The sequence below is a fragment of the Streptomyces marianii genome (assembly GCF_005795905.1).
Lineage (GTDB): Bacteria > Actinomycetota > Actinomycetes > Streptomycetales > Streptomycetaceae > Streptomyces > Streptomyces marianii.
This window is the reverse complement of sequence record NZ_VAWE01000002.1, coordinates 176,851-196,054: the sequence shown is the minus strand read 5'-3', so window position 1 is coordinate 196,054 and position 19,204 is coordinate 176,851. Positions and strand designations below refer to the sequence as shown.

The window sequence follows — 19,204 nt, the reverse complement described above, 5'->3', positions numbered from 1 at the left end:
TGGTTCAGGTGGTGGCGAAGGTGCGGGCGATCTCGTCGGTGGCCCGGCGGATGGCGTCGCAGATCTCGCGCTCCTCGTCGGCGGGGATCTGCGGGTGCAGGCACGGGCAGAGCAGGCGGGCCGCGAGAGCCTCGGCTCGGGGGCAGGCCTGGCCGTCGGTGTGGGCGCGGATGTAGTCGTGCCCGGTGTAGGTGACGGGGTCGTTGATGATGCTGCCGAGCCCGTACCGGTCGGCGAGGAGTTCCATAAGGGCGTCGCGGCCGGCTCCGGCCCAGGATGCGGGGACCAGGAGGTTGTAGCGGTAGTACAGGTGCCGTCCGCCGTCGAGTTCGGGCGGCAGGGTCAGGTGCTCGATGCCGTGCAGCAGGCGGGTGCGCTCGTGGGCGCGGGCGATGCGGGCGGCGTTCATCTCGTCGAGGCGGCCGAGCTGGACGAGGCCGACGGCTGCCTGGATCTTGGAGAGCTGCTGGTTGGTGCCCCATTCCTGACTCAGCCCGTAGGTGCGCAGGCGCCGCAGCCGGTCGGCGAGCCGCGCGTCGCCGGTGGTGACCATGCCGCCCTGTCCGAAGGTCGTCATCAGCTTCTTGGTCTCGAAGCTGAAGATGGTGGCCCACCCCTCGGCGCCGACCGGGAGCCCGGCGGGGGTGATGCCGCCGGCCGCGCGCGCGGCGTCGACGATCACCACCGGCGGCCCGTGGTGCGGGTGCGGGTGGCGCTCGGCGAGGTCGAGGAACGGTCTCAGGTCGGCGGCGAGCCCGTTCCAGTGGGTGACCACGATCGCGCGGGTGCGGTCGGTGAGGCGGTGCTCGACGTCGGCCGGGTCCAGGTTCAAGGTGAGCGGGTCGGGCTCGGCCAGGACGAGGTCGCCGCCCTGGTGGATGACCGGCAGGTGAGTGCCAACGAAGTTCAGGGCGCAGGAGACCACCTGGTCACCGGGCTGCATCTCCAGGCATCTGAGAACCATCTCCAGGGCGGTGCCGCCGCCGTTGAAGGCGATCGCGTGCCGGGCGCGGGTCGCCTGCGCGAACGCTTCCTCGAAGGCGGCCACGAGGTCCTTGTTGCGCCACCCCGTCCGCCACGACCGCGACTCGTCCAGCATCTTCTGGGCGGCGGCGGTCTCGGCGTCGGTGTACCAGCCGCCCTGGGCCGGTTCGTCGGGCCAGCGTCGTGGGGCGCGGGAGCGGGGAACGGTGGTGGCGTCGGTGGGCATGTCGCATCTCCTCGGGTGCGGGCCGAGCCGGGCTCGGCTGGGCTGGCCGGTGGCGGGGGCCGGGCGCTCAGCGGTGGGCTGAGCGGTGCTCGTGCGCGGTGATGAGGGCGACCTTCGCTGCGGCACGGGAGGCGGGGTCGAAGGTGTGGTTCAGCCACTGGCCGGTCAGGTCCCGGGCCAGGGCGAGGCCGACGACTCCGGCGCCCAGGCACAGGACCTGGGCGTCGTTGTGGGTCAACGCGTGCTCCACGCTCAGCGGGTCGTGGGCGGTGACCGCGCGCACGCCGCGGACCTTGTTGGCGGCGATGGCCATGCCCAGCCCGGTGTGGCAGATGAGCAGGGCCCGCTCCGCGTGCCCGCTGGCGATGAGTTGAGCGGCGGCGAAGGCGATGTACGGATAGGGCGGCGTCTCCTCGCCGAGGCCGACCTGGACCAGGGACCCGACGCGCGGGTGCGCCGCGATGTGGTCGGACAGGGTGTGGGCGTAGGCGGCGCCGGCCCGGTCGCCGGCGACGACGATGCGCAGGCTTTCGGGGCTTTCGGGCATGGGTGATCTCCTGGACGGCATACGGGAAGAGGCCGGGGCGCGGTGTTCTGCGGCGGTTTCACGATGGGCGGGGCGCCGGTCGGCCGGAAGGCAGTCGGGTGGTGCTTCAGCGGTGCGGCCCGGAGCACCGGCGGAGCACCGCCTCAGACCGTGGTGCTCCGCCGGCGCTCCGGGTACTCTGTGCGCCCGCCGGTCAGCTCCACAGCTCCCGGACGGCGTGGATGACGCGTTCGACATCCTGGTCGGTCATCGCCGGGTAGCACGGGAGGGACAGCTGGCGGGCGGCGGCGGTCTCGGTGACGGGCAGCGGCCGGTGGGCCATGTTCCGGTAGGGGCCCAGGAGGTGGACGGGCTTGAAGTGGACGCTGGTGGAGATCTGGTGGCGCTCCAGCAGCGTGGCGGCGAGCTGGTCGCGGTCCAGGGTCGCGGCGGCGGGGTCGATGAGGATGGCGTAGAGGAACCAGCCGTGCTCGACCCCGGGCAGGACAGCGGGTGTTGCCAGGCCGGGCAGGTGGGCGAAGGCGCTGGTGTAGGCGGCGGCGATGTCGGCGCGGCGCCGGGTGAACTCCTCCAGCCGGTCGTACTGGACGACGGCGAGGGCGGCGGTGAGGTCAGACATGACGTACTTCAGGCCGGGGACGGTGACCTCGTAGTCGGCGGTGTTGCGTTTGCCGTGCCGCTGCCAGGCGGAGGAGTCGATGCCGTGCCGGCCCAGCAGCCGGGCCTTGTGGACGAGTTCACCACGGCCGACGAGCAGGCCGCCTTCGCCGCCGGCAGCGACCTTGTTGGCGTAGAAGCTGAACGTCGACAGGTCGGCGGCGCTGCCGGCGGGCAGGCTGTCGCGGCTGGCGTGCAGGGCGTGGGCGGCGTCCTCGATCAGCAGCAGGCCGTGGCGATCAGCGAGCTGGCGGAGGGCGCGCATGTCGCACATCTGGCCGCCGTAGTGCATGACGGCGATGGCCCTGGTGAGCGGGGTGATCACGGCCTCCACCGCCTCGGGGGCAACGGTCAGCGTGGTGGGGTCGACGTCGACGAACACCGGGTTCGCGCCGACCTGGCGGATGGCGTTCGGGGCGGCGCAGAAGGTCAGGCTCGGGGTGATGACCTCGTCGCCGGCGCCGATGTCGGCGGCGAGGAAGGCGAGGTGGAGGGCGGCGGTGCAGGAGGTGACGGCAAAGGCATCCTCGACGTCCAGGCGCTCGCGCACGGCGTGCTCCAGGCGGGTGGCCTTGGGGCCGTGGGTCAGCCAGCCGGAGCGGAGCGTGTCGACGACGCTGGCGATCTCGGCCTCGCCGATCAGCGGCCGGTTCCACGGCAGCGGGTCGGTCGCCGGTGCGAGGGTCTGGTTCATCGCGGGCTCCAGGTGGCGTCGGTGTAGTCGGCGTGCAGGCGGGCGCAGTCGCCGCTGCCGAGCGCGCGGATGCGGCCCTGGGCCAGGGAGTGCTTGAGGCCGGCGAGGTTGTCGTACTCGGGCAGGTCGGGGTCCTCAAGCTCCTTGGACTCCACGGCGGCGGCGACCTCGCGCACGCCCTGGTCCAGGGGGGTGGGGCAGGCGCCGGGGAAGGCGGCGGCCAGGCGGGCGAAGCTGGTGCGGTAGTCCCGGGCGTCCGCCTCGTCGCGCTCGGGCCCGGCGTCGATGCGGGTTCCAGGCACGGCCTGCTCCACCACGGCGGCGATCTGGGCGATGGTGTAGTTCTCCTCCTCGGCGCCCACGTTGAAGATCCGGTGTCCGGCCGGGGTGGCGAGGACCTTGGCGAGGACGTCGGCGACATCCGCGACGTGGACGAGGGGGCGGCGCTGGCCGCCGCCGTTGAGCGGGATGCGCCCGGTGGCGACGGCCTGGGCGGTCATGCGGTTGGCGACGGAGTCCAGGCGCTGGCGCGGGGAGCGCCCGTGCACGGTGGCCAGCCGCAGCACGCTCAGTGCCCGGTCCTCCAGCAGGCCGGTCAGGGTGCGTTCGGCCAGAACCTTGGTGCGGGCGTAGATGCCGAGCGGGTTGGGCGCGGTGTCCTCGTCGACGGTGCCGGCGTGGCGGCCGTAGACGCTGCAGGAGGAGAAGAAGACGTAGTGCTCGACGCCGGCCGCGCGGGCTGCCTCGGCGGCCAGGACGGGCGAGGCGTAGTTGAGCTCGACGGCCAGGACTTCGTCGAGGGCACAGGCGGGCTCGCCGACCAGCCCGCCGAGGTGGACGACGGCGTCGGCGCCAGTGGCCGCCCGGCGCAACGCGTCCGCATCCCGCAGATCGGCGTTCACGAATGTGCTCGTCGGCGGCAGGAGACAGGCGGGGTCGTCGCCGCGGCTGTAGATCAGGCCGTCGACGACGGTGACGTGGTGGCCCAGTTCGGTCAGGTGACGGGCGGCGACGGTGCCCAGGTAACCGGCGCCGCCGAGCAGGACGATACGCATCAGGTGCTCCCTGTGGATGGGAAGGGGGTGGTCAGGCGGCGGAGGTTGCGCCGACCAGAGCCGGGCGCGTGGACGGGTCGGCCGGGGGCGCGGGCGGGCCGGGGAATGCCGCGCGGCCCAGGGCGGTGCCGCGCAGGTCGGCCAGGCGCGGGACGGGCAGGAGGTTGAGCTGTTCGGTGGGGTGCAGCAGCCCGCGTTCGCAGGTCTCGGCCACCCACGCGGTGCACGAGGCTCGGGGGAAGGCGAGGTTGAGGCCGAGCTCGCCCTTGGGCAGCACTCCGTTGAAGGGGACGGCGATGTTCTGGTTGTTCCAGTACGCGTACACGGAGGTCGCCTTGGCCTGTTCGAACACCGGAAAGAGCGCCGGGTAGCGGGGCAGGGTCCGCATCTCGCGAAAGACGAGCTGTCCGGCCAGGTGCGGCGCCATGGTGGCCAGGGTGTCGAAGTCGGTGCCCGCGTGCCGGAAGGACACCGCGCCCGCGTCGCGGTCAGGGCCGAGTGCGGCGCAGGCGAACAGGTGCGGCAGGCGCCGGCGTACGTATGCGTCGGCGCCCAGGGCGAGCGCGGGGTCGATCCGGTCGATCAGCTCGGTGAGCTGGGTGCGGTCGGGGTTGAACAGGGCGAGGTCGAACAGGCGGCCCATCGTCTTGACAGCGGAGAACGCGACCTCCTTGTAGAGGCGGTTGTTCATCTCCCCGGCGAACGCGTACGCCTTGGTCTCGGGACTGGTGGAGTGCAGCAGGAGGTACTCGGACAGGACCTCGAAGTACAGGTAGCCCAAGAACGGCATGTGCGGGACGGTCGCGGCCAGCTGGTGGAAGAACGCGGTCGTGGAGGCGGTGCGCTCGCCGCGGGCGTCGGCGAGCAGCAGGTCCAGGAAGCCGGAAGCCTCACGGAGCCTTCCTACGGCGCTCTGCCGGAGGTGGTCGTCCTCGCCCGCGGTCAGGAATCCGCGGTGGGTCAGGTAGGTGTCCAGGTGGATGCCGCCGAGGTGGAGGTAGTTCAGGCCCTTGGGCGGCGCGGGTGCTTCGGGGCGGACCTCGAAGACGAGGGTCTTGGTGTCGGGTTTGGTCCGCAGCAGGTAGGTGCCGAGGTTGTGCGGGCGCAGTCCGTCGGGGGTGGGGGTGAGCGGGGCGCAGTACAGGGCGCCGACCAGGCAGCCGCCGGAGCCGTGGAGCTCGCCCGAGGCGCGGATGGCGTCCAGGTAGGGCGTGGTGTGCATCAGGTGGACGGGCCCGCCGCTGGTGAGGGAGGCGAGCATCTGGTTGGTGTCGGGGTGCAGCAGGTGTCCGTTCGGGGCGCCGTGGTGGATGGCGAGCCAGTCGTCGGTGCTCTCGGCGAGCCCGCGGGGGCCGGGGAGTGCGGTGTCGGCGGCGTAGTCGGTGTGGACGGGGTCCCAGGCGGCGTACACGAGGGTCATCCCCCCTCTCTCTCTTCTATCGGGTCAGGGCGGTCAGGGCGTCGGTGAGCGCGTCGCGGTGTCCGGCGCCGTGGAAGCGGGCTTGCTCGCTGTGGACGACCAGGCCGTGTGCGAGAGGCGGTAGCCAGTCGGGGACCGCCACGCGCAGGTGGATGAGGTTGGGCCACCAGCGCTCCAGCGGCAGGCGGTAGCGGTCCAGGCAGTCGGCGGCCTTGAGCAGGTCGGTCAGGTGCGGGGCCCGCTGGTAGGCGGTGTGCTGGGCGGGGGTGAAGGCGTCGTAGGGCAGGTTGTGCACGGCGATCGCCGAGGCCGCCTCTTCGCGCAGGGCCGGGGGGACGTCCTGTCCCAGGGCGGGAAGGACGTGCTCGGCGTGCTCGGTGAACCAGTCGGCCGCGCGCCGGCCGTGCTCGGGGTCGGCGCGGTCGTCGTGGCGGCGGCAGTCGTGGAGGGCGGCCGCGGTGCACAGCGCGGCGGTGTGCGGCCCGTCGAGCTTGTGGGCGCGCGCGAGGAGGAAGGCGAGGACACTGGTGCGGGCCCCGTGGCTGATGCCGTGCAGGCCCTCGGCCTGCACGGGGCTGGTGAACCACGCCGGGTCGGGGGTCAGCACGGGGATGTCGTCCGCCGCGAGGCGGGGGGTGTCGGCGGCGGGCGGGGGCGGGTTGCCGGCGATCCAGTCGAGGGTGGCGGCGTCCATCCTCTGGTGCTCCGGCAGCGTCCGGGCGGCGGCCAACTCGCGCACAGAGCGCTCAGGCTGAACAGGCACAGGGTCTCTCCCCTCCGAGGGTGGACGGTCAGGTGAGGGCGGGCTCGCGGGCGGTCACTGCGGTGGCCTGTCCGGAGCCCGCCGCCGTCAGCAGCGCCTCGGTCGCCGCAACGGCGTGCGCGCCCTCGGCCAGGGTCACCAGGCCGCGGGGGCCGGCCCCGAGGAGGGCGTCGCGCATCAGCCGGTGCTCGACGGTGAAGGGGGGCTCCTGCGCGGGCAGCGTGATCAGCCGTGCCTCGCCACCCTGGACACCGGGGAAGGACCCCGCTGGGGGCGGGGAGGCGGTGTTGGGGTGGTGGGTGAGGGTGCCCGCGACGGTGTTGGCGGTCAGGACCCCCGCCGCGGTGTGGACCTGGACCTGGCGGTGCTTGAACGGGGTGATCCAGTCGGCGTGGTGGTGGGCAAGGACCCCGCCGCGCAGGAGCGTGGTGGCGGTGGCCGTGTCCTCGTACGGGCCGGCCAGCGTGCGGGTGGCGGCGGTGACCGACTCGATGGGCTGTCTGGCGAGCCAGGAGACCAGGTCGACGTCGTGGACCAGCAGGTCCAGGGCGACGCCGACGTCCAGGATGCGGCCGGAGTAGGGGCCCTGGCGTCGGGTTTCCATCTGCCACAGTTCGCCGAAGTCCCCGCCGTGAAGGAGCCGGGCGAGTTCGGCCAGCGGTGCCTGGTGGCGTTCGGTGTGCCCGACGGCGGCGAAGGTCCCGGTGCGGGTGAAGGCGTCGTGGATGCGGCGGGCCGCCGCGCCGGTGGGCGCCAGCGGCTTCTCGATCAGCGCGGGTACGCCGGCCGCAGCGAGGGCCAGGGCGTAGTGCTCGTGGGTCGCGCTTGGAGTGGCGATGACGCAGTAGTCCAGCTCGAGGCGCAGCATCTCTTCCACGTCGCTGTACAGGGGGATGTCGGGGAAGGCGGTGTGCTTGGCGGGGTCGAGGTCGCTGACGGCGACCAGGTCGACGCCGGGCAAGGCGGCCATGGTGCGGGCGTGGACGGTGCCCGCCCAGCCCAGGCCCACCACACCGGTACGCAGCTTCGTCACGGGGTTCTCTCCTTCGAAACGGGGGCGGCGGGTCACCGGGGGGCGGGGGCGCTCCAGGCGGCGATGCGGCTGGTGCTGGTCTCGGCGCGCATCCAGTCGGGGATCGCGTTGGGGGTGGTGCGCACCCAGTCGACGTAGCCAGCGATGCCGTCCGCGACGCGGATGGCCGGCTGCCAGTCCAGGACAGTGCGCATGCGGGTGGTGTCGGCGCAGGCGCCGAGCGGGTCCTGGGCGACGCGGGGGGCGTCGACAATCCGGGCGCCGGGGATGTGACGGGCCACGTGCTCGGCGACCTGGCGGACGGAAGTCTGGATGCCGGTGCCGAGGTTGAGGGTCTGCCCGGCCGCCGCGGGGATGGTGAGGCAGAGCCGCAGGGCTTCGGCGACGTCGTCGCGGTGGATGAAGTCGCGGACCTGCCGGCCGCCGTTGTTGAGCAGCAGCTGCTGGTCCAGGGCCGCGTACATGGTGAACTGCGCCACCACCCACGACGCGGCGCCCTGCTTGGGGACCTGTCCGGGCCCGTAGACGCTGAACGGGCGCACGATCGTGTAGTCCCGTCCGGCGAGGTCCAGGATCTGCCGCGTGTGCCCCTCGGCCCACAGCTTGGAGTTGGCGTAGATGTTCAGCGGGTCGAGTCGCTGGTCCTCGGTGAAGTAGCCGGCCCGCTCGCTGCGGGGGGCGTGCGGGGCGCCGTGGCCGTAGACCTGGGCGGTGGACAGCAGGACGAAGCGGCGTACGTGGGGGGCGGCGGCCACGGCCCGCAGCACGGTGTCGGTGCCCGCCAGGTTGGAGCGGAAGGCCTTGTCCGGGTCGGTGGTGCAGCCGTGGACGGAGGAGTGGGCGGCGGCGTGGACGACGTAGTCGGCGTCGGCGACCATGCGGCGCACCAGTTGCTCGTCGTTGATGTCGCCGATGGTCAGTGCCGGGTCGGTGGGGCCGGTGCCCAGCAAGGTCAGGGTCGTGGGCCCGTAGGCGCTCAGGTCGTCCAGCAGGGCCGGGCGTGCGCCGGCGCGGGTCAGGGTGGCGCGCAGCGCGGCGCCGATGAACCCGGCGCCGCCGGTGATCAGAACGCGGGCGTCGGTCAGGTCGTTGTGCAGCGGGGCAGGCACAGAAGTCTCCCGGGTGGAGGTGCGGAGGGGTCAGGAGCAGATGAAGTGGCCGGTGTACTTCGTCAGGGCGAAGTAGCCGGTGGTCTCGATGGCGGCCTGGACGTGGGCGTGCACGCGCTCCTCGAGCTCGGTGAAGAACGCCGGTGGCAGCCCTTCGCCCGGCCTGGAGCCGGCGCAGCAGTGGTTGCAGCTGCGGTAGAAGGCCATGAAGTGCTCGGCCTTGCCGAACTGCAGCTGGTCCTGCCAGTCCACGCGTTCAACGGACGCGAAGTGAGGGGCGAGCTGCTCGGCGCCGTTACTCAGGGAGATCCGGGCCTTGGGGGTGGCGCGGAACAGCCTCTGGGGGGCGTTCATCTCGCCCAGCGCGGCGAAGTGGACGTTCCACATCTCGACCATGGAGTCCGTGCGGTCGGTGGCGAGCACGAACCGGCCCCGGGGACGCAGAACCCGGCGTACCTCGGCGAAGCAGGCGTTCAGGTCGGTGACGTAGTGCGCCATGTAGACGGCCATGACCCGGTCGAAGCTGTCGGTGGCGAAGGCGCTCAGGTCGTCCGCGTTGCCCTCGACGAACTCGCACGGGGTGGCCACTCCGTCCAGTCGCTGCCGGGCGGCCTCCAGGGCGGCGGGGGCGATGTCGAAGGCGGTGAGGTGGCCGGCGGCCAGGTAGGGGCGGATTCGGGCCAGGATCTCGCCGTTTCCGCAGCCCAGGTCCAGCAGTTCCTCGGTGCCGCGCAGGTCCAGGGCTCTGATCAAGTGATCGTGTAGGGCCAGCGGGTTGGTGCGGAACCGGTCGTGGGCCAGTTGCTTGGCGTCCAGCTTGCTGGTGTCGGTGAAGTATCTGTCGCGGGCGTCCTCCGCTCGCAGCTCGAAGTGCTGCTCGGGAATGACCTCCAGGGCCAGAGCCTCCAGCTCTGGGGTGCTGAAGTCCAGGGACATATCGGTGAACGACAAGGCGGTGCTCCGTTCGTGGCCGTCCGGGGCGTCGGTGCCCGGTAGCAGATTCACTGCCGCGACCTCGGGCTGACCTCACCCTCGCTGCCGCCCGACCACGGGCGGAAGACACTCCGGTGGTGCCGTTGGGGTGCGTCAAGGAGCACCATCGGAGCACCGCCCGATGCTCTTCCACCCCGGGTGCCGAACCGCTAGCGTCGCCCGGATATCCGCCCGTGCGGGGCCCTTGCAGGAGGAACAGTGGGGAAGATCCACCGGTTAGTCATCGCACGTCAGGCCCGGAACATGAACCGGCCTGATCTCGCCCGCGAACTGCGCAGACTGAGCGCCGAGCGTAAACGCCCTCTGGGAACCGCACCGTCCGGCGTCCTACGCTGGGAGGACGGCCGCGAACCCGAGTTGGAGACACAGAAGCTGCTGGCCGAGCTGTTCGACATCGACCCGCACCTCGTCGACACCCACCCCTGGCCCCTGTGGCTCGAGTTCGACCCGCTTCAGCAGTACAGCGACTTCCCGTGGACCCCCCAAGGCGCGCTGGACGCGCTCAGAGACTCAGTCGGGAGTGACATGCATCGCCGGTCCTTCATCTTCGGCTCGTCGGCCCTGACCGCGGGCCTGTTCTCCTGGCTCACCGCCGACCCAGCGGCCGCGGGCGAGATCACCAGCGGTCGGCGCATCGGCGAGGCCGCCGTCACCCACATCGAGCGTAAGGTCCGTGCGCTGCGCCGCACCGACGACGAGGACGGCGGCGGCACCCTGATCCGCGAGACCGCAGCGGCCAACGACATGGTCGCCGACCTTCTGGCCCACCGCAGCTACTCCCTCGACCACGGCCGCCGCCTCTACGCCGCGGCGGCCGACCTGGAACGGATGCGCGCCTGGGCCATCTTCGACGTTCACGGCACCTGCGACGACCGGATCTTCAAGTCCGCTCTGCACTCCGCGCACAGCGCCGACGACCAGATCCTGGGCGCCCACATCCTCACCTTCTGGGCCGCAGCCGCCTACAACTGTGACCGGCCCGCGGAGGCCGAGTCGATCGCCAGCGCGGCCCTGAGCGCCGTACGCGGCAAGGCCTCACCCCGGGTGCAAGCACTGGTCCACGCTCGCCGCGCCCGCGCCCGATCGCACCTGCGTGACGAGCGGTGCTGGTCCGACCTCGACCAAGCGGAGCGACACCTTCACCGCGCGGAGCAGAGCCCGGACGAGCGGGAGCCCGAGTGGGCGTACTGGATGAACCTCGCCGAGTTCCAGGGCTCGCGAGCCTCCACCCAGCTGGCCATGGGGCGCCCGGGCGACGCCGAAGCCACCTTCGCGGCCGCAGCCCGCGCCTTTGACGGCGGCGCGGTACGCACCCACGCCCTCTACCTGACCCGCATGGCCGGCGCGCAGTGGCTCCAAGGGCACCATGAACAGGCGTGCGGCACCGCGCACCAGGCCCTGGACCTCACCGACCAGATCAGCTCGCAGCGCACCGTCGGCCCCCTCCAGGACCTCCTCGCCACCATGGCCTCGCACAAGACCCTGCCGGCCGTACGGGACCTTAGAGAACGGATCGCCGCCGTCGGCTGATGATCCCGACGGGGCGTGGGGCGGGTCAGACGATCGGTGGGCGGCCGGCGCGCGTCAGCCGCCACACCGTGCGCCACGACATCGCCCGCCGCTCCCCCGCATCCGTGCGCAGCCCCTCGGCGAACCCCTTGAACCACACCCCGAGATTTCCCGAGGACCGGAAGCGCCAGATGCTGATCACGATCCAGGCGGCCAGGTAAACGGGGATGAGCGGAGCCGGCAGGCGGCGGCGCGCGACCCACACCCTGTTGCGGGCCACCATCCGGTAGAACGGCTTGTGACGGGCCGGGTTCGTCGCCGGGTGATGCACCTCGATGTCCCCGGCGTACCAGCCGACCCGGCCGAGGTCCCACAGCCGCCAGGACAGATCGACGCCCTCGTGGAAGAGGAAGAAGTGCCCGGGCCAGCCGCCCACTGCTTCGAAGTCCGCGCGGCGGACGAGGACGATGCCCTCGGCCATGACGGTGACGACCCCCGAGCGCCGGGCGTCGCCGGACCGCAGTCGGGGAACCCACCGGCCCAGCGTCTGGCCGGTGGCGGGGTCGGCGATGCGGGGCTGGACGTAGGCGGCCTGCGGGTGCCGGTCGAACTCGGCGATCAGCCGGGTGAGGGTGTGCGGGTCGGGCAGGACTGCGTCGTTGTCGAAAAACAGCACAAACTCGGCGCCATGGGCAGCCAGGGCGTCCGCTCCGACATTGCGCCCCTCCGGAATACCGGCGTTTGCGGCAAGAGTGACGCTTTGCACGCCGTCGGGTACATAGTCGGGTTCCACGCCGTTCCCGACGATCACGACGCGCAGGTCCACGTCCTGCTGAGCCAGGACCGAGGCCATCGCCGTGCGGAACTCCTCGTCACGATCGTTCATGGTGAGCACGACGACGTCGACCGTGCGCTTGGGCGCTTCACTGCTCACCTGGACCTGTCCTTCATTCGCTGGGCCTGCAAGCCGTCTCCACGAGGGCGCTCGCTGCTTCGAGGGGCACAAGGAGGTCTCGGAGCTTGTCCTGACTGCACGGCCCAGCGCAGCGTAGCGCCCAAAGCACCCGCAGAAGAACTCAGCAGGTTGCCCCCGTGACGTAATCCGTAACGGGGGTTGAACAGCCATACGAGGCGGTTCTCATCGGGATTCACGCAGATGAGGGCCGGGCTCCCCGCCGGCGTCCGCCTGCCTGCACGCGACTCGATCGGATCGCTCTCCGTCGCCAGGCCCGGCGGCACCGACCCGCGTCCGAGATCAGCCGTCGGTCCGGGCTCGGCTGTTGGCATGGCGGGAAAATGCCATCTCTCATCTGGGCCTTCCGGCCGCCAAGGCCGCGGCATGAATCAGATTGAGCCATGTCGCTGCGACCAAGCCTCGGGACAGCGCGCGGCAGGCGAAGCTCGTGTCAGGGTTTCGGTCCCCTCAACGACAAACCCTGACATCGCGATTCGTCGAAGTCGTTGCTGATGACAGAGGGCTACCGGGAGGCTGTGCACCGTGAATGTCAGCGATGTCCGAGGGATGGGTGACATGCGCTTACCGCAGGTGCGGGTGACGGTGAACTCCCGCTGCAAGAGGAGCTGCTTCTACTGCCGGCCGTCGGGGGAGGCGGTGGCCACCGAGGCCGGCACCGACCTGGATCCGGATCGTCTCATCGCCGTGGCGTCTGCGGTGCGGGCCCAGGGCGTGGACGGGATCAAGCTGACTGGGGGCGATCCGGCCCTGTACGAGCCGCTCGTCGAGGTGGTGCGCCGCCTGCGGCAGGAGGCGGGTATGCGCGAGGTCGAGGTGATCTCCCGGCACCCGCGGATCGGTGAGCTCGCCCCGGCCCTGGCCGAGGCCGGGACGACGCTGTTCAACGTGTCGCTGGACACCCTGGATGCCGGCCTGCACAAGGAGATCTGCGGTGTCGACGACCACGCCGAGGTCCTCACCGCGATCAGGCGCTGCGTGGCCACGGGCGTGCCGGTGAAGGTGAACGTGGTCGTGATGTCCGGGATCAACACGCCGGAGATCGAGCGGCTGATCGCGTTCTGCGAGGACACCGGGGTCCACAGTGTGAAGCTGCTGGACGTCATCAAGGACCTCGGTGAGAGCAGCGAAAGCTTCACGCGGCGGCTGGAGATCAAGCGGAAGGTGCAGCTGCCCGATCTGTACGTGCCGCTGGAGGAGCTGGCGAGCGAGCTGCGGGCCCGGGCGGTCGACGAGGAAGTCGTGCAGCAGGGTGGACTGGGCCACCCCATGACCGTGTTCACGATGCCGTCGGGCACGAAGGTCGTCATCAAGGACTCCTCGGCCGGCGCCTGGTACGGGGCGGTGTGCCGGGGCTGCCCCCTCTTCCCCTGCCACGACGCGCTGATGGCTCTGCGGCTCACCGCGGACGCCCGGCTGCAGTTCTGCCTGCTGCGCGAGGACATCACCGTCGATCTCGCCGGGCTGCTGGACGCCGGCGACACCGCCGGGATCCACAACCACATCGAGGCGGCGTTCGAGATGTACGCCGCAGCCGCCTTCCGCAGGGACGACACGAAGCCGACGGAGCTGACGGGGGCGAGCCTGTGACCACGTTCCTGGGCCTGCCCGCACTGTCCAGCCCTTCCCAGCCCGCTGCGGGGGCCCGGCCGGGCGCCGCGACCGGTCCGGTCGCGGGCCGGCCGACCGTGATCCTCGCGTACCCGAAGATCGACCACGAGAAGGACTACGTCTACCACTGGATGCCGTTCTCGCTGCTCACACTCGCCAAGCCGCTGATCGAGAGCGGTCTGGTGAACGTCGTCCTCTTCGACGGCAACCAGCGCGACAAGCAGGCGTGGGAGGCGTTCCTGGACGAGCACCTGGACGCCGCGGTGTGCATCGGGGTGAGCATCATGACCGGCGGCGGGCAGATCGGCCACGCCCTGGACATGGTTCACGCGGCCAAGAAGCGGGTCTCGTGCCCGCCGGTCGTCTTCGGCGGCCCGCACGTCAACGTGCTCTCCGAGCAGACCGCCGTCCACCCGCTGGTGGACGCGGTCCTGACCGGGCCCGGGCAGAACTCCATCCTGCAGTACGTGCAGTCGCTCCTGGGCCGCCTGCCCCGCCGCCTGGTCCCGGGCCTGCGGATCGACGACGGCGAGCAGGTCCTAACGGGCAAGCCGAACCCGCCACGGACCGGGATCCTTGGCGCCTACCCGTGGTCGCTGCTGAACGTCGCCGACTACATCCGCGACGACCCGACGGTGGCCCCCCGCACCCTGAACTATGTGAGTTCCCAGGGCTGCGTCTACAAGTGCGACTTCTGCTACGAGAAGATCTACAAGCGCAAGTACTCGGCGATGCTCGCCGGTGACCTCCTCGACGACATCGCCGACCTGAAGCAGCGCTTCGGGATCAACGGAGTGAAGTTCTACGACGCCGACTTCTTCGTGAACCTGCAGCGCGCGATGGGCTTCTGCGACGGACTAGTCGAACGCGGACTGGACCTGCGGTGGGCGGCCAGCATCAACCCGAACGACATCCTCAAGGCCCGCAAGAAGGGACTGCCGCTGCTGGAGAGGATCGCGGAGAGCGGCTGCTCGCGGCTGCTGATGGGCGTGGAATCGGGCAACGACCGCGTGCTGGACGAGGTGGTCAAGAAGGAGATCACGCGGGAGAAGATCCTCGACGTCGCCGCCGACATCGCCGCGCACAAGATCCTCGGCTCCTACACCTTCATCGTCGGCTTCCCGGGGGAGACCGACGCGGAGGTGGAGGACACCTACACCCTGATCGAGGAGCTGCGCCAGCTCGACCCCGTGCCGGAGACCCGCGTGCACCTGTTCGCCCCCTATCCGGGCGTGGGAGAGCTGTGGGACAAGGCGGTCGCGATGGGCTTCGAACCGCCCGACTCCCTGGAGGGCTGGTCGAGGTTCGACTACTACACCTCCCTGACCCCCTGGACCAGTGAGGAGACCGCCGCCCGCGCCCGGGAGGCGACCCGCATGCGGCTGGCCCCCGCCCGCTGACACCCCCTACCGTCACCCTCAGCACTCATCTGGCTACCCCGAGCACTGGGGTGGTCCTCCTCTGTTAGGAGAGCACCTTGTCCGCCCGTCTCCTGCCCGCGCCCCTCACCAAGGGCGGCCGCGTCGGCGTCGTTACCGTCTCCGCTCCCGAACCAGCCGCCCACCCCGACGTCTTCGACCGGGGCCTGGACCGTCTGCGCAGCCGCGGCTACGAGCCCGTCATCGCCTCGCACGCCACGAGCCGGGACGGCTACCGCGCCGGCAGCGAGACGCAGCTCATGGAAGACTTCCACGCCTTCCTCGCGGACCCCGGCATCGACGCGGTGGTGTGCGCAGGTGGTGGTAGGAGCGCCAACCGGCTGCTGCGCGGTCTGGACTACGAGCTGATCGCCGAGCACCCCAAGCCGATCGTGGGAGTGAGTGACCCGAGTCTGTTGCTCAACGCGATCACCGCCCGCACCGGTCTGATCACCTTCCACGGCCCCGCCGTGCTGTGGGACTTCGGCGCCGAGGAGCCGCCCGCCGCGACGGGAGACCACTTCGCCGCGGTCCTGGCCGGCGACGCCGGGGCCGCGCGCATCGACGCCCCGCTGACCTGGGCGCGCACCGGCACCGCCCGGGGGCACTTGGTCGCCGGCTGCCTGTCCTCCCTGCGCTGCCTGCTGGGCACGGTGTGGGAGCCGGACTGGAACGGCGCCGTGCTGGCGTGGGAGGACGCCTTCAAGCCGGTCGAGCAGCTGGACCAGGCCCTGACGCACTTCCGCGACCGCGGTGTCCTCGACCAGATCGCCGGCATGGTTGTCGGCGATCTGGTCAGCTGCGAGCCCTCCGGCGGTGTCTCGGCGCACGAGATGGTCATGGACCTGTGCGCCGAGTACGACTTCCCCGTCGCCTTCGGACTGCCCTTCGGCCACACCCCGCTCAAGCACACCCTGCCCGTCGGCGCGGAAGCCCTCCTGGACTCCGACGCCGCCCGCCTGACCATCACCTCGCCGTGGACCACGCAGGGAGGTGAGAAGAGGTGACGATCACCCCGGAGCAACGGCGCCTGTACGGGACCCTGCTCAAGCAGCACCCCGCCGAGAGGGACCTGCTGCTGACGAAGGCGGACCTGATGCGCGCCATGCGCGCGTGGCTGCACGAGACCGGATACACGGAGGTGGCCGCCCCCGTCCTGTGCGCGGCCCGGGAGAGCGCACCGATCCCGCAGTTCTCCACCAGCCACCCGCTCACCGGCGACACGTACCACCTCAAGCACTCGGCGGAGGAGCACCTGCGGCGCCTGGTGATGAGCGTGGACCGCGTGTACGACCTGAGCAAGGCCATCCGGGCCGAGCAGGCGGATGAGACCCACGCGATCGAGTTCACCATGCTGCAGACCGCCGCCCGGGACATCGGCCTGGACGACGGCATCAGGCTGGTGACCGAGCTGGTCCAGCACACCGTGACGGCCGCGTTCGCGTCGCTGCAGACTCCGGGCGGGATCGACTTCTCCGTCATCCCCCGCCGTACGGTCGACGACGCGATCGCCGAAGCGCTCGGCCTCAGCCGCGCCCCCGAGGGGGCCGAGCTCGTCGCGGCGGCGCAGGCCTGGCTCAAGGACCACGGCCTGACGGCTGGCGACTCGCCGTGGGCGGTGATGGAGGAGTTCGTCAAGCACGCCGTGGAGGCCGCCGTCACCACCCCCGTCGTGCTGTACGGCTTCCCCTACGAGCTGCGGCACAACTCCCGCGTCGACACCGACGGGCGGGCCCAGCGGTTCTCCCTGATAGCGGCCGGGGTGGAGCTCTGCGACGGCGGGGTGAAGCTGCGGACCGCCGACGACTACCGGCCGATGGTGAAGACCAACATCGCCTTGCGCACCCAGCTGCACGCCGTGCCGGCCGACGAAGGCCCGGTCGACTTCTTCGCCGACATCGACTACGACCCGGCGGACGTCTTCACCTTCGGCCTGGGCATCGAACGGCTGCTGGCGCTGTGCACCGGCCGGACCGTGTTCGACACCCTGACCTTCCCCTACCACTAGTCCAAGAGGATCCGACGTGCCCGAGCCCACCCTGCGCGCGGTGGTGATCACCGAAAGCCTCACTGGCGGAACGCTCCCCGCGGCGTTCTCCGGCTTGGAGGACCGCCGCTACGCGCATCTGCTGGACGAGCAGACCCCGATCGAGATCATCGAGCTCACCGTGCCGGCCGACCGCGCGCCGGCGCTGGCGCTGGAACTGGCTGCCGTCCTCAAGCCGCGGCTGTTCTACGCGCACCTGCTGGACGGCGAGCGCATGCTGGTCGCCTTCCCGCACACCGTGGTCGCCATCCGGCGCGGCGACGCGGCGGCCATCGCCCACGCCCAGGCCGTGGGGTCCCTCTTCGGCATTCCCGACGAGCAGATGCGCTTCGCCGAGATGTTCGACACCGACCACCCCGACGCCTCCGCCCAGCCGGAGGCCACGGCCCGGTGACGTCTCACCCGTCATCCAGTGCCCCGCTCGCCGTCGTCACCGGCGGCAGCGGGGCACTGGGCACCGCGATCCGCAGCCGCCTGGCAAAAGACGGCTGGCGCCTCATCTCCACCTACCGCACCCGCCCGCCCGAGCCCGCCCCTCCGGCTGGGCACACCACCTGGGTACGGTTCGACACCGCCGACGACACCTCCACCGGGGCGCTGCGCGAGGCCGTCACCGCCCAACCCGGCCGGCTGCACGCGGTGTTCGCCTGCGTCGGAGCTCCCTCCGGTAAACGCCCGGTCGCCGAGACGTCTCTTAGCGAGTTCGCAGCGGTCCACGAGGCCAACACCCTCAGCCTGGTCAGCACCTGGCACGCGGTGGCCGACCGCGCCCGCCGCGACAGCACCACGGTCCTGGCAGTCGGCTCCGACGCCGGACAGGCCGCCCGCGCGAACAACGGCCCCTACAGCGCGGCGAAGGCAGCCCTCGAAGCCCTCGTCACCACCCTGGCCAAGGAAGAGCACCAGCACGGCGTCCGGGTCAACCTGATCGCCCCCTCGCTCATCGACTCCCCCCTCGCCGCGCACGTCATGGCCCTCAAGGGCGTCACCGACCCCGACGAGTACTTCGCCCAACTGCCCTGGGGCCGGCCCCTGGCCCTGGACGAAGTCGCCGCAGCCTGCATCGAGTTCGCCACCGCCGCGCACTGGTCCTACGTCACCGGTCAGGTCTATCCGCTCGGAGCGCTGCGCTGATGGTCGACACGGCCCGGGCCCGCCAACTGGGCATCGTCCACGTGCTCCGCAGCCGCACCACCGTGCCCGCACGGGACCTCGCCAGCCGCTTCGGCGTCTCCGAACGCACCATCTACCGCGACATCACCGCTCTCACCGCCCACGGCATCCCCATCCAGGCCACCCCCGGCAAGGTCGGCGGCTACCGCCTCGCACCCGAGAGCGCGCTGGACCCCCTCACCATCGACTCCGACCACGCCCTGCGGCTGTACGTCCTCGGCTTCCTCGACACTGCCGACCAGAGCGCGAGCGCGGAAGAACGCGCCCGCACCGCAGGCGTCAGCGACAGCGTCCAGGACGTCATCCGCCGGCTCGCTCAGCGCATCCACTTCGACACCGCCGACTGGTACTGGCGCGACGAAGGCTCCGGCCACCTGCCTGTCCTGCGCACCGCCATGCTCACCGCGACCGCGCTTGAGGCCACCTGGCGCACCAAGGACGGCCAGCACAAGACCGGGCTGCTCAAGCCATACGGAGCGGTCTGGAAGGCCGGCGAGTGGCACATGGTCGCCGCCCACCCCACCGGCGCCCCGGCCCGCTTCCGCCTCAACCTGGTCGACCGGCTCCATCCCACCGACCTCACCTTCGCCTACCCCGAGGACTTCTCCGTCCGCGAGTGGTGGCAGCAGACCATGGAGGACTACGGGAAAGGCGACGTCCGCGTCACCCTGCGCGTGGCCCCCGCAGCCCGGGACGAACTGCTACGCCTGAGCCTGAAATCCACCTCCCGCGTACACGAACACGACGACGGCTCGCTGACGATCGTCCTGTTCGTCGACCGCTGGGAATGGCTCATCCCCCTGGTCACCAGCTACGGACCCGACGTCGAGATCACCGAACCGGCCGAACTGCGCACCGCCATCGTCGCCCAGTTACGCAGCACCCTCGCCGTCTACGACACCACCGTCCCCACAGGCCCGGCCCCGCCGGACGGCCTCCCCCACGACGACTCCCGCCTCCGAACCACCCACGGCCGCCACCCAGGAGCATGA

General features: G+C 71.3%; 18 protein-coding genes. 8 read left to right on the top strand and 10 right to left on the bottom strand.

Features of this window, described 5'->3' with window-relative positions:
• Positions 1-4 precede the first annotated feature (4 nt).
• The 9 genes from FEF34_RS38800 to FEF34_RS38760 form a co-directional block, all read right to left on the bottom strand.
• Complete coding sequence (locus FEF34_RS38800) at positions 5-1,210, bottom strand: DegT/DnrJ/EryC1/StrS family aminotransferase (protein WP_138058148.1); 1,206 nt, start codon at positions 1,208-1,210, stop codon at positions 5-7.
• 67 nt (positions 1,211-1,277) lie between these two features.
• Positions 1,278-1,757 carry an RpiB/LacA/LacB family sugar-phosphate isomerase gene (locus FEF34_RS38795; RefSeq protein WP_138058147.1) on the bottom strand — a complete coding sequence of 160 codons (480 nt, stop codon included), beginning with the start codon at positions 1,755-1,757 and terminating at the stop codon, positions 1,278-1,280.
• 193 nt (positions 1,758-1,950) lie between these two features.
• Complete coding sequence (locus FEF34_RS38790; protein WP_138058146.1) at positions 1,951-3,108, bottom strand: DegT/DnrJ/EryC1/StrS family aminotransferase; 1,158 nt, start codon at positions 3,106-3,108, stop codon at positions 1,951-1,953.
• On the bottom strand, positions 3,105-4,163 hold the full coding sequence (locus FEF34_RS38785) for an NAD-dependent epimerase/dehydratase family protein (protein ID WP_138058145.1): 1,059 nt from the start codon (positions 4,161-4,163) through the stop codon (positions 3,105-3,107). Before FEF34_RS38785 ends, FEF34_RS38790 begins: the two co-directional genes overlap by 4 nt.
• 31 nt (positions 4,164-4,194) lie before the next feature.
• Positions 4,195-5,583, bottom strand: a complete 1,389-nt coding sequence (locus FEF34_RS38780) for a hypothetical protein (protein ID WP_234043329.1) — start codon at positions 5,581-5,583, stop codon at positions 4,195-4,197.
• 16 nt (positions 5,584-5,599) lie between these two features.
• Positions 5,600-6,346, bottom strand: a complete 747-nt coding sequence (locus FEF34_RS38775; RefSeq protein WP_234043328.1) for a hypothetical protein — start codon at positions 6,344-6,346, stop codon at positions 5,600-5,602.
• A 28-nt stretch (positions 6,347-6,374) separates the two neighbouring features.
• Positions 6,375-7,379 (bottom strand): Gfo/Idh/MocA family protein, encoded by a 1,005-nt coding sequence (locus FEF34_RS38770; protein ID WP_138058144.1) that lies wholly within the window; start codon positions 7,377-7,379, stop codon positions 6,375-6,377.
• A gap of 32 nt (positions 7,380-7,411) precedes the next feature.
• Entirely contained in the window at positions 7,412-8,488 is a 1,077-nt protein-coding gene (locus tag FEF34_RS38765) for an NAD-dependent epimerase/dehydratase family protein (protein ID WP_138058143.1), read from the bottom strand.
• Between the two features lie 30 nt (positions 8,489-8,518).
• The gene (locus FEF34_RS38760) at positions 8,519-9,439 is read right to left on the bottom strand and encodes a class I SAM-dependent methyltransferase (protein ID WP_234043327.1); all 921 of its coding nucleotides are present in this window, start codon (positions 9,437-9,439) and stop codon (positions 8,519-8,521) included.
• Between the two features lie 285 nt (positions 9,440-9,724).
• Between FEF34_RS38760 and FEF34_RS38755 the strand changes: the two genes are divergently transcribed.
• Positions 9,725-11,011: an XRE family transcriptional regulator gene (locus tag FEF34_RS38755; protein ID WP_171053375.1), complete on the top strand. Its 1,287-nt coding sequence runs from the start codon at positions 9,725-9,727 to the stop codon at positions 11,009-11,011.
• A 25-nt stretch (positions 11,012-11,036) separates the two neighbouring features.
• Here FEF34_RS38755 and FEF34_RS38750 read toward each other — a convergent pair whose 3' ends face one another.
• Positions 11,037-11,924 carry a glycosyltransferase family 2 protein gene (locus tag FEF34_RS38750; protein WP_138058140.1) on the bottom strand — a complete coding sequence of 296 codons (888 nt, stop codon included), beginning with the start codon at positions 11,922-11,924 and terminating at the stop codon, positions 11,037-11,039.
• A gap of 597 nt (positions 11,925-12,521) precedes the next feature.
• Between FEF34_RS38750 and FEF34_RS38745 the strand changes: the two genes are divergently transcribed.
• The 7 genes from FEF34_RS38745 to FEF34_RS38720 all read left to right on the top strand — a co-directional run bounded on the left by FEF34_RS38745 (position 12,522) and on the right by FEF34_RS38720 (position 19,204).
• Positions 12,522-13,553 (top strand): radical SAM protein, encoded by a 1,032-nt coding sequence (locus tag FEF34_RS38745; RefSeq protein ID WP_171053374.1) that lies wholly within the window; start codon positions 12,522-12,524, stop codon positions 13,551-13,553.
• A complete protein-coding gene (locus tag FEF34_RS38740; RefSeq protein WP_138058138.1) occupies positions 13,550-14,974 on the top strand; it encodes a B12-binding domain-containing radical SAM protein in 1,425 nt (474 codons plus the stop codon). The genes FEF34_RS38745 and FEF34_RS38740 overlap by 4 nt, the downstream gene beginning before the upstream one ends.
• Before the next feature lie 77 nt (positions 14,975-15,051).
• Positions 15,052-15,999 carry a S66 peptidase family protein gene (locus tag FEF34_RS38735; protein WP_138058137.1) on the top strand — a complete coding sequence of 316 codons (948 nt, stop codon included), beginning with the start codon at positions 15,052-15,054 and terminating at the stop codon, positions 15,997-15,999.
• Positions 15,996-17,000 (top strand): amino acid--tRNA ligase-related protein, encoded by a 1,005-nt coding sequence (locus tag FEF34_RS38730; RefSeq protein WP_138058136.1) that lies wholly within the window; start codon positions 15,996-15,998, stop codon positions 16,998-17,000. The genes FEF34_RS38735 and FEF34_RS38730 overlap by 4 nt, the downstream gene beginning before the upstream one ends.
• A gap of 16 nt (positions 17,001-17,016) precedes the next feature.
• Positions 17,017-17,433, top strand: a complete 417-nt coding sequence (locus tag FEF34_RS41755) for a hypothetical protein (RefSeq protein WP_171053373.1) — start codon at positions 17,017-17,019, stop codon at positions 17,431-17,433.
• The gene (locus FEF34_RS41750; protein WP_171053372.1) at positions 17,430-18,173 is read left to right on the top strand and encodes an SDR family NAD(P)-dependent oxidoreductase; all 744 of its coding nucleotides are present in this window, start codon (positions 17,430-17,432) and stop codon (positions 18,171-18,173) included. Before FEF34_RS41755 ends, FEF34_RS41750 begins: the two co-directional genes overlap by 4 nt.
• Positions 18,173-19,204, top strand: a complete 1,032-nt coding sequence (locus tag FEF34_RS38720) for a helix-turn-helix transcriptional regulator (RefSeq protein ID WP_138058134.1) — start codon at positions 18,173-18,175, stop codon at positions 19,202-19,204. The genes FEF34_RS41750 and FEF34_RS38720 overlap by 1 nt, the downstream gene beginning before the upstream one ends.